Origin of the sequence: Corynebacterium sp. MSK071 (genome assembly GCF_030232125.1) — a bacterium.
Lineage (GTDB): Bacteria > Actinomycetota > Actinomycetes > Mycobacteriales > Mycobacteriaceae > Corynebacterium > Corynebacterium kefirresidentii.
The window spans coordinates 175,272-188,324 of sequence record NZ_JASPJA010000004.1 but is presented as its reverse complement, the minus strand read 5'-3'; the positions used below and the strand labels follow the sequence as shown (position 1 = coordinate 188,324).

General features: G+C 58.4%; 10 protein-coding genes. 8 read left to right on the top strand and 2 right to left on the bottom strand.

Annotated elements, in window-relative coordinates; translation table 11 throughout:
- Positions 1 to 2: 2 nt before the first annotated feature.
- On the bottom strand, positions 3 to 1,115 hold the full coding sequence (locus QP990_RS04710) for an LLM class flavin-dependent oxidoreductase (RefSeq protein WP_239204071.1): 1,113 nt from the start codon (positions 1,113 to 1,115) through the stop codon (positions 3 to 5).
- A 258-nt stretch (positions 1,116 to 1,373) separates the two neighbouring features.
- Between QP990_RS04710 and QP990_RS04705 the strand changes: the two genes are divergently transcribed.
- Positions 1,374 to 1,553 carry a hypothetical protein gene (locus QP990_RS04705; RefSeq protein ID WP_284798539.1) on the top strand — a complete coding sequence of 60 codons (180 nt, stop codon included), beginning with the start codon at positions 1,374 to 1,376 and terminating at the stop codon, positions 1,551 to 1,553.
- Positions 1,554 to 1,832: 279 nt separating this feature from the next.
- Here QP990_RS04705 and QP990_RS04700 read toward each other — a convergent pair whose 3' ends face one another.
- Positions 1,833 to 2,711 (bottom strand): neutral zinc metallopeptidase, encoded by an 879-nt coding sequence (locus tag QP990_RS04700; protein WP_239207640.1) that lies wholly within the window; start codon positions 2,709 to 2,711, stop codon positions 1,833 to 1,835.
- A gap of 249 nt (positions 2,712 to 2,960) precedes the next feature.
- Here QP990_RS04700 and aspS point away from each other — a divergent pair, with 249 nt between their 5' ends.
- From aspS to QP990_RS04665, 7 genes are all read left to right on the top strand, one after another.
- Positions 2,961 to 4,793: an aspartate--tRNA ligase gene (gene aspS / locus QP990_RS04695; protein ID WP_023021453.1), complete on the top strand. Its 1,833-nt coding sequence runs from the start codon at positions 2,961 to 2,963 to the stop codon at positions 4,791 to 4,793.
- 124 nt (positions 4,794 to 4,917) lie between these two features.
- Entirely contained in the window at positions 4,918 to 6,132 is a 1,215-nt protein-coding gene (locus QP990_RS04690; protein WP_023021454.1) for a phosphotransferase, read from the top strand.
- A 43-nt stretch (positions 6,133 to 6,175) separates the two neighbouring features.
- Positions 6,176 to 7,567, top strand: a complete 1,392-nt coding sequence (locus tag QP990_RS04685) for a replication-associated recombination protein A (protein ID WP_023021455.1) — start codon at positions 6,176 to 6,178, stop codon at positions 7,565 to 7,567.
- 101 nt (positions 7,568 to 7,668) lie between these two features.
- The gene (gene alaS, locus QP990_RS04680; RefSeq protein WP_023021456.1) at positions 7,669 to 10,353 is read left to right on the top strand and encodes an alanine--tRNA ligase; all 2,685 of its coding nucleotides are present in this window, start codon (positions 7,669 to 7,671) and stop codon (positions 10,351 to 10,353) included.
- 10 nt (positions 10,354 to 10,363) lie between these two features.
- Positions 10,364 to 10,915, top strand: coding sequence for a Holliday junction resolvase RuvX (ruvX, locus tag QP990_RS04675; RefSeq protein ID WP_023021457.1), 552 nt, complete (start codon positions 10,364 to 10,366; stop codon positions 10,913 to 10,915).
- Positions 10,916 to 10,953: 38 nt separating this feature from the next.
- Positions 10,954 to 12,147, top strand: a complete 1,194-nt coding sequence (mltG, locus tag QP990_RS04670; RefSeq protein ID WP_034655375.1) for an endolytic transglycosylase MltG — start codon at positions 10,954 to 10,956, stop codon at positions 12,145 to 12,147.
- Between the two features lie 31 nt (positions 12,148 to 12,178).
- Positions 12,179 to 13,006 (top strand): shikimate dehydrogenase, encoded by an 828-nt coding sequence (locus QP990_RS04665; protein ID WP_023021459.1) that lies wholly within the window; start codon positions 12,179 to 12,181, stop codon positions 13,004 to 13,006.
- The last annotated feature ends 47 nt before the right edge of the window (positions 13,007 to 13,053 follow it).

Genomic DNA, 13,053 nt, shown 5'->3' with positions numbered 1-13,053 from the left:
AACTAGTGTTCCTTTCCAGGGCTGACCTGCAGGTGAGAAGAATTGGGCTCAGCGAGCAAGCTAGCGTGCGTCGGTGGGTTAGAAGGAACGTGGCTGGGACGGCGTTGTTCAAAGCGTCGTCGCAGCTCGGGGACTACTTGGGTGCCAAGGATTTCTATCTGCTCGAGGACTACTTCTTGCGGTAGCCCGGCATGATCGATGAGGAAAAGCTGACGCTGGTAGTCCCCGGCCCAGTCAGCAAAACTGAGGGTCTTTTCAATTACTTGCTCCACGGTGCCAACGGTCAATGGGGTCTGGGCCGTGAATTCTTCGAGGCTGGGGCCGTGTCCATAGACCGGGGCATTGTCGAAGTAGGGGCGGAAGAAATCTTTAGCCTCTTGCTCGGTATCGCCGATAAAGACCTGGCCACCAAGGCCTACAATCGCTTGGTCCGCTTGGCCGTGGCCGTAGCTTGCAAAACGACGGCGGTAGAGATCTACCATCTGAGCAGTGTGTTCCTTATTCCAAAAGATATTGTTATGGAAGAAACCATCGCCGTAATAAGCAGCTTGCTCGGCAATTTGCGGCGAACGAATTGAGCCGTGCCAGACAAAGGGTGGAATTCCATCCAGCGGCGCCGGGGTCGCGGTAAACCCTTCCAAGCCTGTGCGGAACTTTCCTTGCCAATTAACAACTGGCTCGCGCCAGAGCCTGCGCAGCAGGTGATAATTTTCAATAGCCAAGGGAATGCCTTGCTGGATATCCTTGCCAAACCACGGATAGACTGGGCCCGTATTTCCGCGGCCCAGCATGAGGTCTACTCGTCCTTGTGCAAGGTGCTGCAGGAAGGCATAGTCCTCTGCGATCTTGACCGGGTCATTTGTAGTAATAAGAGTCGTTGCAGTCGAGAGCTGCAAGCGCTTAGTCTGCGCGGCGATATAGGCCAAGTGCGTGGTAGGTGAGGACGGCACGAAGGGCGGGTTGTGGTGCTCGCCGGTGGCAAAGACATCAAGGCCTACCTCCTCGGCCTTGAGTGCAATCTCCGTTAAGTTGCGGATGCGCTCGGCCTCAGAGGGAGTTTTTCCTGAGTTGGGGTCAGTGGTTAAATCCCCGATACTGAAGATGCCGAATTGCATGGTTACCTTTCTCTGCGGTGCCCAGGGGTAAAAGACGCAGTGTGAACGGCTGGCGAATCATTCCCATTCTAGGGCATCCATTAGTACCGGTAGGTCCGCCGGTGCAACCAACCACAGCGGAGTCTCATTTACTTTGCCGTGTTCTGTGATGACGGCTGCGCACGGGCGGTTCCCCAGGCTATCGGTTTCTGATGGGCAATCCATCGGTTCCTGCACACTTACCGTGCGGGCCAGAAAGATGGCGCGATCGCTGGGCTCTTGATACCTCGCTCTATCCGCACTGTCGGCGGCATCGAGTTTGTGCTTATCGCTGAAATCCGCGGCGACCCATCGATGCGGCTGCAGGACGCGAAGGGTCTCGGGAGGGGACACCACTATGTCCCGGAGGGTGGAAATCTGCTGTACCACTGCTGCGTGCGGCTGAGCGATGAGCTCTGATTTGTAATAGCGGGCGTGGGAAAGGAGTTCTTTGCGTTCACAATGGAGCGCAGGGTTTTAAGGTCATAAAAGCGACCAAGAATGCACTAGCTCGGTGAATGGTGATAGGTGCCAGTGTGGAGAAAGGTGGAAAGGGAGGGCGTCGCCAAGCGCGGAGTGCTTGCAGCGCCCTGGGATAGGGATAAGAAAATCCGCTAGCCCCGGCACAGTCGGTATGGCTAGCGGAGGTGGCGAGTCGGTCTTGGCTCTTAGAGGATAGGCGGCGGCCAAAAGTAGTTTTTAGCCGCGGTAAGCGCCGCGCTCCAAGGTGTCGCACTGGGACATCTTGCCGGAGTTATAGCCAGCGAGGAATGCCTTCTCGCGTTGTTCAGAAGAGCCATGGGTCCAGGAGTCAGGCTGGACCTGGCCGCCGGAACGGCGTTGAATATTGTCATCGCCCACCGCTTGGGCAGCGGCGACAGCATCCGAGACCTGTTCTTTGGTAATGGGCTCTAGCAAGGGGTTGTCACCCTTGTCGGCGTAGGAGGCCCACAGCCCGGCGTAGCAGTCAGCCTGCAGCTCGATCTTTACGGCGTTGGAATCGGCGCCGGGGTTGTTATAGTCCGACAAGCCGAGGGTGCCCTCCAGGTTTTGAATGTGGTGGCCAAACTCGTGGGCCACGATGTACATGCGGGCCAAAGGGGCATTTTCCGCGCCGAAATTGCGCAGGGAATCAAAGAACTCGGTATCGAAGTAGGCGGACTCATCGCGTGGGCAATAGAAGGGGCCGGTAGAAGAGGATGCCGCGCCGCATCCGGTATTAACGCCACCGTGGAAGACCACGCGCTCCGGTTCGGTGTATTGGATATTTGCCTGTTCTGGCAGCACCTTGGACCAAACGTTGTCCACGCTGCGGCCGGTGAACTCTACCAGGCATTCATCTTTGGTATTGCCATCTTCTGCAGTTTTGCATTCTGGGCTATCGCCCTGCGCGGCGCCATCGGACTGAGACTGTTCGTTGCCTAAAATCGCGCCCAAGTCTGAGGGGTTACCGCCAAGTAGGAAGAAAAGGCCAAGCAAAACAATCGAGCCGACGCCACCGCCGATGGCGATGCCACCGCCGCCGCCACCGGAACGAGCTTCCTTGCCGCCGAAATCGGCACCAGATCTAAAAGTCATGTCTAAATAGTGCCACATGGCCCCCTTAAAACACAGGATGAAGATGGGTACACAAGGGGGCAAGGAAACAGGGGGAGGAAGCAACCTTTTCCGCTTTCGGGGCGGTGCTGCGTCTACCTTACTACGCTGCATGTACCGGTAGGGATGTAGGATTGTGCACGTTCCTAGTCTTGTGCTTGGTTTGGCGCGCGCTGTTTACGCGTGGCGGGACCCGCAAGTGACACAATTTTCAGAAGGGATTGAACAACAGTGCTGCGTACCCACTTAGCTGGTGAGCTCCGCAAAGAACTCGCAGGAGAGACCGTCACCCTAACCGGTTGGGTTTCCCGCCGCCGCGATCACGGTGGTGTGATATTCATTGACCTGCGCGATCGCTCTGGCATCGCCCAGGTTGTCTTCCGTGAATCTGACGTGGCAGAACGCGCCCACGACCTGCGCTCCGAATACTGCGTGAAGGTTACCGGTACCGTAGAGCCACGCCCGGAAGGCTCTGAGAACCCCAACCTGCCGTCCGGCGAGATTGAGGTCAATGTCGCGGATCTCGAGGTGCTCAATAAATCTGCAGCGCTGCCGTTCCAGGTTGATGATCCTTCGACCTCGGGTGAGGTAGGCGAGGAGACTCGCTTGAAGTACCGCTACTTGGACCTGCGCCGTGAGCGCCAGGCGAAGGCCCTGCGCCTGCGTTCTGCTGCTAACCGTGCAGCCCGCAAGGTGCTGGATTCTCATGACTTTGCAGAAATTGAGACTCCGACCTTGACTCGTTCCACCCCGGAGGGTGCGCGTGACTTCCTGGTGCCGGCGCGCTTGAAGCCAGGCACGTGGTACGCACTGCCACAGTCCCCGCAGCTGTTCAAGCAGCTGCTCATGGTCGCTGGCATGGAGCGCTACTACCAGATTGCTCGTTGCTACCGCGATGAGGATTTCCGCGCCGACCGCCAGCCGGAGTTTACGCAGCTGGACGTGGAGATGTCCTTTGTAGACCAGGACGATGTCATCGCCTTGGCAGAAGAGATCGTTACCGAGCTGTGGAAGCTCATTGGCTACGAGATTAAGACTCCTATCCCGCGTATGACCTACGCTGATGCGATGAAGTACTACGGCTCTGATAAGCCAGACCTGCGCTTCGACATCAAGATTGTAGAGTGCACCGAGTTCTTTAAGGACACCACCTTCCGCGTCTTCCAGAATGAATACGTGGGCGCTGTGGTTATGGAGGGCGGCGCCTCCCAGCCGCGCCGTCAGTTTGATGCTTGGCAGGACTGGGCTAAGCAGCGCGGTGCGAAGGGCTTGGCTTATATCACCGTGGGTGAGGACGGCACATTGGGCGGCCCGGTAGCTAAGAACATTACCGACGCCGAGCGCGAGGGCATCGCCGAGCACGTCGGCGCCAAGCCAGGCGATGCCATCTTCTTTGCCGCTGGCGACACCAAGTCTTCACGTGCCCTGCTGGGTGCTGCGCGCGGCGAGATTGCAAAGAAGCTGGACCTTATCAAGGAAGGCGACTGGGCCTTTACGTGGGTTGTTGATGCCCCGCTCTTCGAGCCTTCTGCCGATGCAACCGCTTCCGGTGACGTCGCTTTGGGTCACTCCAAGTGGACCGCGGTCCACCATGCCTTCACCTCCCCGAAGCCGGAGTGGATTGATTCCTTTGACCAGAACCCGGGCGAGGCTACCGCCTACGCTTATGACATTGTCTGCAACGGCAATGAGATTGGCGGCGGTTCCATCCGTATCCACCAGGAAGACGTGCAAAAGCGCGTCTTTGATGTCATGGGAATTGGGGACGAGGAAGCTCAGGAGAAGTTTGGCTTCCTGCTCGATGCCTTCTCTTATGGCGCCCCGCCACACGGCGGCATCGCCTTTGGCTGGGACCGCATTGTCTCCCTGCTGGGCGGCTTCGACTCCATCCGCGACGTCATTGCATTCCCGAAGTCCGGCGGCGGCGTAGACCCGCTTACCGACGCCCCTGCGCCAATCCCTGCCGCACAGCGCAAGGAAACCGGCGTAGACTACAAGCCGGAAAAGAAGAAGGAACAGGACAAGGCCGGTTCCACTGCGGGAGAGACTGCTGAGGAGAAATAAGCAGATAGCTTGAACCTCAGCCGCTGAGGCACACCGTGCGGGGCACATCGTAGGCCGTGGCCATTTTCGCTGCGGGCGAACTTGTGGCCCCGCTTTGGTGTGAGGGGGCATACTGGATAGAACTATGGATGAAAACGATACTGTGCTATCGCCCGAGGACGTCATCAAGGCCGCCTCGGAGATGTTGTCGCGCCGTTTTGGTGGCACCCCGGAGATGTCGAGCGTAGAGCGCTTGGATGGCTCCGGCAATGCAATGGTCTTGCGCGCAAGGATTGCCCCCGGCGCCTTCCTGCCTCACCGTTCGGTAGTCATTAAATACAACCCGGTTACAGGCTATGGCGTTGATGATGCCGCAATGCTGCGTGAGGTTGTGGCTTATCAATTTACTACCGCGCTATCTGAAGATGTGCGCCCCGGCCCGGTGCTCCTCGCCCATGATTTAGATAAGCGCATTATCGTTTTGACGGACTTGGGAGAGGGCGAAACGCTTGCCGATGTCCTGGTTCAGTCCACCGATGCCGACCGCGTCCGAGTGCTGCGCTCGCTGGGCAGCGCACTGGGCCACATGCATGCGGGGACCGCCGGGCATGAGCAGGATTATGAAACCTTGCTTAGCCGCATGTTGCGCAAGAACCCGGAATTGGCCCCGCACCAATCCGTGCGTGATGAGGCATTGGAAGGCTCCATCGGAATCGGCCTTGATTTGCTGGATACGGCGGGGCTCGAAGCCCCCGAAAGCTTCCGTGAGCTAGCTAGTCAAGCAGCCAGGTCTTTGGCCTCCGGCAAGGACCGGGCCTTTACCCCCTTTGACCTTTCTCCAGATAATATTATCGTCTCGCAGCACCTGCACTTCTTGGATTATGAATGGGCGGGGTTCCGCAATGTAGGCTTCGACGTGGCCTGCGTTATTGCCGGTTTCCCACAATTCCTCTTCTCTAAGCCGATTACGGACGAGGAGGCAGATATTTTTATCTCCGCCTGGTCTCGTGCGGTAGCAGACGTGTGGCCGTTGTTTTCTGATCCGGAAGAGATCCATGGACTCATCGTGGCTTCACTTATCGGCTGGGCGCTGTCGAGCGTGACCACCATGCAAGCAGGCGGCATTGAAGGGCTGGTGGCCTTGGTCAGGGGAGAAGCCGAGGTCTTCCACGATCCGCAGCATTCGATCTTGCGCCCGGCCGATCACGGGCCGTTTACGGAAGATGAATTGCTGGTACGCCGCGATCTGTACGAAACCTTTGAGGCGCTGTCGCGCTATGCCGCGCGCTGCGATGGCCCCTCCTGCGCACCCATCGCAGAATTTGGCAGCGCAATTGCGCGCCGCTTGGATGATGAATAGATAACTTCGATGTGCCCGCACACTGCTAGAAGGTAGGTTTTTAGTGTCTCAAGACTCTCTCTTTGGCGGGCCCACCCCCGGGGACAATGCCGCGTCTTTGCCTGGGAAGAACCTCTTTGCCACCCACGCAGGATCGCCGCTGGCGGCGCGCATGCGCCCGCAGAGCTTGGATGATGTGGTCGGACAAGACCACCTCTTGGCTCCTGGCAAGCCATTGCGCCGCCTAGTGGAAGGCTCAGGGGAGGCCTCTGTCATTTTGTATGGCCCGCCAGGTACTGGCAAGACCACGATTGCCTCTCTTATTGCGAGCCAGATGGGGCAGAATTTTGTGGGTCTATCCGCGCTCGATTCGGGCGTGAAGCAGGTCCGCGAGGTCATCACCCACGCCCGGCAAGAGCTCATTCACGGGCGCCGGACGGTGCTTTTTATCGATGAGGTACATCGATTTTCTAAAACCCAACAGGATGCGCTGCTCGCGGCCGTGGAAAACCGCACGGTACTGCTCGTGGCGGCGACGACGGAAAATCCCTCATTTTCCGTTGTGGCGCCGCTCCTGTCGCGCTCGCTGCTTTTGCAGCTGCATTCGCTAAGCGACGACGACCTAAGGGGCGTCGCCAAGCGCGCGCTAGAAAGCGATCGAGGCTTGGGCGAGCGCAAGATTCGGATCACCGATGAGGCCTTGGAACAGTTAGTTCTTCTGGCCGGCGGCGATGCGCGGCGCACATTGACCTACCTGGAGGCGGCGGCCGAGGCGGTCGACGACGGCGGGGAAATTACCGCACAGACGGTCACGGATAACGTCAATAAGGCGGTGGTGCGCTATGACCGTGACGGCGACCAACACTACGATGTGGTCTCTGCGTTTATTAAATCCATTCGTGGTTCCGATGTTGATGCTGCGCTGCACTATCTAGCCCGCATGGTGGAAGCAGGAGAGGATCCGCGCTTTATAGCGCGCAGGCTCATAGTGCATGCCTCCGAAGACATCGGTATGGCCGATCCCACTGCGCTCCAGGTAGCAGTGGCGGCGGCCGAGGCCGCACAGCTCATCGGAATGCCGGAGGCGAGAATTCCCTTGGCGCAGGCCACCATCCATCTGGCCACCGCGCCGAAGTCTCCATCGGTAATCTCCGCCATCACGCAGGCCCAGGCAGATGTGGCCGCCGGCAAGGTGGGCCACGTGCCGGCGCATCTGCGCGATGGACACTACGAGGGCGCAAAGCGGATGGGAAATGCCGTGGGCTATGTTTACCCCCACGATGATCCCCGCGGCGTAGTAGAACAGCAATACCTGCCCGATGAGTTGGAAGGCTCCGTATATTATGAACCCACCGATCATGGAGCTGAAAAGCGCGTTTATGACTATATAGGCCGCTTGCGCAGCATTATTCGCGGCAAGCGTTCTCCCGGTAAAAACGCTCGCCGGCCGCGCTGATACCTACCCAAGGGAAATTGCGGTGCGGCGAAGGGTAAAGTTGGGCGGGTTAGAAACTTCTCGATAGAAGATGAAAGCTCATACAGTTAGGATTGTTGCTCGTGAAGACTCATGAGATCCGGGAACGGTTTACCCAGCACTTCGTCAATTCTGGTCACGAGGCGGTACCAAGTGCCTCGCTGATCCTGGATGACCCTAACCTGCTTTTCGTAAACGCGGGCATGGTTCCATTCAAGCCCTACTTCCTGGGCCAGCAGAATCCGCCCTTTGCCAAGGGGCTAGCCACCTCTATTCAGAAGTGCGTGCGCACCCTTGATATTGAAGAGGTGGGCATTACCACCCGCCACAACACCTTCTTCCAGATGGCCGGAAACTTCTCCTTTGGCCAGTACTTCAAGGAAGGCGCCATCACCAATGCCTGGACCTTGCTTACCCGCTCCGTTGAGGAGGGCGGTTTTGGTCTAGACCCAGAACGCTTGTGGGTGACGGTGTACCTGGATGATGATGAGGCCGCCGAAATCTGGCGCGATAAGATTGGCGTTCCTGAAGAGCGCATTCAGCGCCTCGGCATGGAGGATAACTACTGGTCCATGGGTATCCCTGGACCATGTGGCCCGTGCTCCGAGATTTATTTCGATCGCGGTCCTGAGTACGGCAAGGACGGCGGACCCATTGCCGATGATAACCGCTACATGGAGATCTGGAACTTGGTCTTCATGCAAAACGAACGCGGCGAGGGCATTGGCAAGGGCAATTTTGAAATCGTTGGCGAGCTGCCCAAGAAGAACATCGATACTGGCCTTGGCATCGAGCGCGTGGCCTGCATTTTGCAGGGCGTAGACAACGTCTACGAAACAGACCTGCTGCGTCCAGTCATTGATGTAGCTGAGGAACTTACCGGTGCCACCTACGGCGATAAAGCCTCTCAGGAAGACAATATCCGCTTCCGAGTGGTAGCGGACCACTCCCGCACCGGCATGATGCTCATCTTGGATGGCGTAACCCCGGGCAATGAGGGCCGCGGATATATCCTGCGTCGCCTGCTGCGCCGCATTATCCGTTCCGCCAAGCTGCTGGGCGCTACCGGTGCCACCATGGAGCGCTTCATGAACACGGTCATGGATACCATGACTCCGTCTTATCCGGAGATTGCGGACAACCGTGAGCGCATTCTGCGCGTGGCCGTCAACGAAGAAAAGGCCTTCCTCAAGACTCTGGAGTCCGGAACCCGCCTCTTCGACGATGCCGTGCAGGAGCTCAAGTCCACCTCTCGCGCGAAGACCGCGAAGGTCCTGCCTGGTGAGAAGGCCTTTGAGCTGCACGATACCTATGGTTTCCCCATCGACTTGACGCTGGAAATGGCCCAGGAAGCGGGCCTTGAGGTGGACATGGATGGCTTCAACGATGCCATGGGTGAGCAGCGCCGCCGCGCCAAGGCCGATAACCAGGCCAAGAAGCACGGGCACACTGACCTTTCCCTCTACCGCGACTGGGTAGACAATAACCCCACCGTCTTCACCGGCTACGAGGAGCTTACTTCCGACGCCCGCGTGATCGGCCTTGTCCGCGGCGGAGAAAAGGTCGATGAAGTCCACGAGGGTGAAGAGGTCGAGGTCATTTTGGACCACACCCCACTTTATGCCGAGGCGGGCGGCCAGATGGCTGATCGCGGGCGCATTGTGGCCGGCGAGTCCTTGCTGGAGGTCAATGACGTCCAAAAGATTGGCAAGAAGCTGTGGGTCCACAAAGCCACGGTTACGGCTGGCGGCCTAGACCTGGGCATGTCGGTTGAGGCGGGCGTCGACGAGCAGTGGCGCCACGGCGCTACCCAGGCTCACTCTGCGACGCACCTCATTCACGCCGCACTGCGTCAGGTGCTTGGCCCCACCGCGGTCCAGGCTGGTTCTATGAACCGCCCGGGTTACCTACGGTTTGACTTCAACTACACCGAACAGCTCAGCCAGGCCCAGCTGGAAGAAATTTCCTTGATTACCAACCAGGCAATTGACTCCAATTTTGCCGTCAACACCATCGAGACCTCCTTGGAAGAGGCTAAGGCCATGGGCGCCATGGCGCTCTTTGGTGAGAACTACGGCAAGGAAGTCCGCGTGGTAGAAATCGGCGGACCGTTCTCCATCGAGCTATGCGGCGGTACCCACGTGGGATCCTCCGCTGAAATCGGCCCGGTTTCCGTGCTGGGTGAATCTTCCGTAGGCTCTGGCGCTCGCCGCATTGAGGCTTACTCCGGTATGGATGCCTTCCGTTACTACTCCAAGGAAACCGCCTTGGTGGAAGGAGTCTCCCGCGAGCTTAAGGTACAGACCGAGGACCTGCCTGAGCGCATTGCTCAGCTATCTGAGAAGCTCAAGGCAGCAGAAAAGGAAATCGAAACCCTGCGCAAGCAGCAGCTGGCTGCGCGTGCCTCCGAGTTTGTCGGCGCCGCCAAGGACATCAATGGTTTCAAGGTTATTGCGCTGACGTTGCCGGATGGAACCACCGGTGGGGACCTGCGCACCGTGGCTACGGACCTGCGTAACCGCCTGCGCGAGGAAGAAGCCGTCATCGTCTTGGGCGCCCAGGACAAGGGCAAGTTCCCGTTCATCGTGGCAGCCACCGACAAGGCCGTCGAACGCGGTGTGAAGTCCGGGGACGTCGTCAAGCAATTTGGCCAGTACGTTGATGGCCGCGGCGGCGGTAAGCCGGACATGGCCCAGGGCTCCGGTTCTTCAGCTGCAGGTGCAGAGCGCGGCTTTGCCGCCGTCGAGGATATGCTCGAGTCCCTGTAGGAGTTCGAACGTGGCACAAGTGGAACCAGATATCCCCGGGGTTGATGATCCGGGGCAGGGCCGCCGGCTCGCGCTTGACGTCGGTACTGTGCGCATCGGCGTAGCAGTGTCCAATAGGGAAGCAACGCTTGCCACCCCAGTGGAGACCGTTCACCGCGAAACCGGGTTTAAGGACCGCGATAAGGGTGATATCGACCGGATCCTAGAATTGATTGATTTTTATGAGGCGGTCGAGGTCATCGTGGGGCTGCCACGAGATTTGCAGGGAAATGGCTCAAAAAGCGTAAAACATGCTAAAGAAATTGCGTTTCGGATCCGCCGTCGGTTGAATCGAAATGCAAATATGGATAAAGTTCCACCACCAGTACGTTTGGCTGATGAGCGTTTGACTACCGTGGCAGCGACCACCGCGCTGCGCGCGTCAGGCGTGTCCGAGAAGAAGGGCCGTAAAGTCATCGACCAAGCAGCAGCGGTGGAGATATTGCAGACATGGTTGGACGGGCGTGCAAACGCTCTCCGACCAAGGGATGCAATAGATCAGCCTTCAAACTCAGGAGACTAAAACAAGTGAGCCGTAATCAAGAACGTCTCGGTCGATCGATGGAGCCGAAACACGTCAAGCGCCGCCAGCGCGGCATTGCCGTTATCATTGCGTCGATCATCGTTATCCTTGGCGCCCTTATCTACATCGGATTCCGTCTCGGCAATACCTCTGCCGATTATGAGGGAACCGGCAACGGTACCACCCAGCTGGTGGAGGTGCCGGAAGGCTCGTCGATGTCCGAGCTCGGTCCTGCACTGGTGGAAAAGAATGTGGTCAAGACCCAAGACGCCTTTGACTCTGCTGCGTCTATGAACCATAGCGCAAGCCAAATCCAACCTGGCTTCTACCGCCTGCAGGAAGAGATGAGTGCCAACGCCGCGGTAGAGGCGCTATTGGATAAGAATAACCGCGTCGACATGCTCGAAGTCCAAGGCGGCGCAACCTTGGAGGACGTCAAGGTTGTTGGTGGAGACGTTCGTTATGGCATCTACTCCTTGATTTCTGAGGTCAGCTGCAACGATGGCAACTGCCTGAAGAAGGAAGACCTAGAAAAGGTCGCTGCGGAAACTGATCCTGCTGAGCTGGGTGCGCCACAGTGGGCACTCGAGGCCATCAACAAGCGCGGCAACGATCCTAAGCGCATTGAGGGCCTTATCGCTCCAGGCCAGTACGTCCTGGACCCCAATATGGAGGCCAAGGATATTCTGAAGGACCTCATTACCCGCTCTACCAAGCGCTACAACGAGACCAAGATCGAAGAACGCGCCCAGGCTATCGGTCTGAGCCCTTATGAGCTGCTTACTTCCGCATCCCTAGTGGAGCGCGAGGCGCCAGCAGGTGAGTTCGACAAGGTCGCCCGCGTCATCCTCAACCGTCTGGACGAGCCGATGCGCTTGGAGTTTGACTCCACCGTGAACTATGGCTTGGAAGACGTTGAGCTGGCCACCACCGATAAGGCCCGTGAGGAGAAGACTCCGTGGAATACCTACGCAAAGGAGGGCCTGCCGGATACCCCGATTGCTTCTCCTTCGGATGATGCAATCAAGGCCATGGAGCAGCCTGCTGAGGGCAATTGGAAGTTCTTTGTCACCGTGGACGAGGAAGGCACCACCGTCTTCTCCGATACCTACGATGAGCACTTGGGCCGCGTTGATGACGCCATCCGTTCCGGCGTGCTTGACTCCAAGCGCGAAGGGGAGGGTGCTGGTTCCGGAAACGGGGACGCCGCTGCCGAGCAGCCCGCCCAATAAAGTCGCGAAAACCACGAAGAGGTAGAACCCGATGCCACGAGCGGCAGTCCTTGGTAGTCCCATTGAGCACTCACTGTCTCCGGTGCTCCATAATGCTGGCTACGAGGCTGCCGGGCTCGAAGGTTGGGACTACACCCGCTTTGAAACGGCTGCGGAGGGCTTGCCGGATCTGGTGAAGGGGAGTACCCCTGAGTTCGTAGGGTTCTCCGTCACCATGCCGGGTAAGTTCGCCGCCCTCCGCTTTGCGGATACCGTAAGCGAGCGCGCTCGGCTGATAGGTTCCGCAAACACCCTGGTGCGTAAAGAAGAAGGGTGGTTTGCAGACAATACCGACACCGAAGGCGTGCGTGGCGCGCTCATAGAACTTTTGGGGGATTCCCCCGCACGGCACGCGATGCTCATTGGAGCTGGAGGCACAGCGCGTCCAGCTTTGTGGGCGCTGGCTGAGCGCGGAGTGTCTACCGTCACCGTGCTCAATCGCTCGGACCGTAGCGCCGAGCTACGGCCACTTGCCCAAGAGCTGGGACTGGAGCTTTCTTTCACCGGTTTCGATGGGGACCTATCTGCACTGTCTCGCGCAGCCGATGTCATTGTATCCACCGTTCCCGCCGCTGCGGTGGAGGACTATGTCTTCGACATCGCCCACGCACCGGTGCTCGACGTCATTTATGATCCCTGGCCCACGCCGCTGACCACGTGCGCGGCGGCCAACGGGTACAAGTCCGTCGGCGGACATGTCATGCTCGCATATCAAGCATTTAGCCAGTTCGAGCAATTTACCGGCGTGGCCGCACCGCGGGAAGAGATGCTAAATGCATTGAATGAGGAATTGCAGCGGCGGTCGCAAACTGTCAAATAAAACGAGGCCTGGACAAGTGCGGGCTATCCTTCGCGTCTGGCTCACGC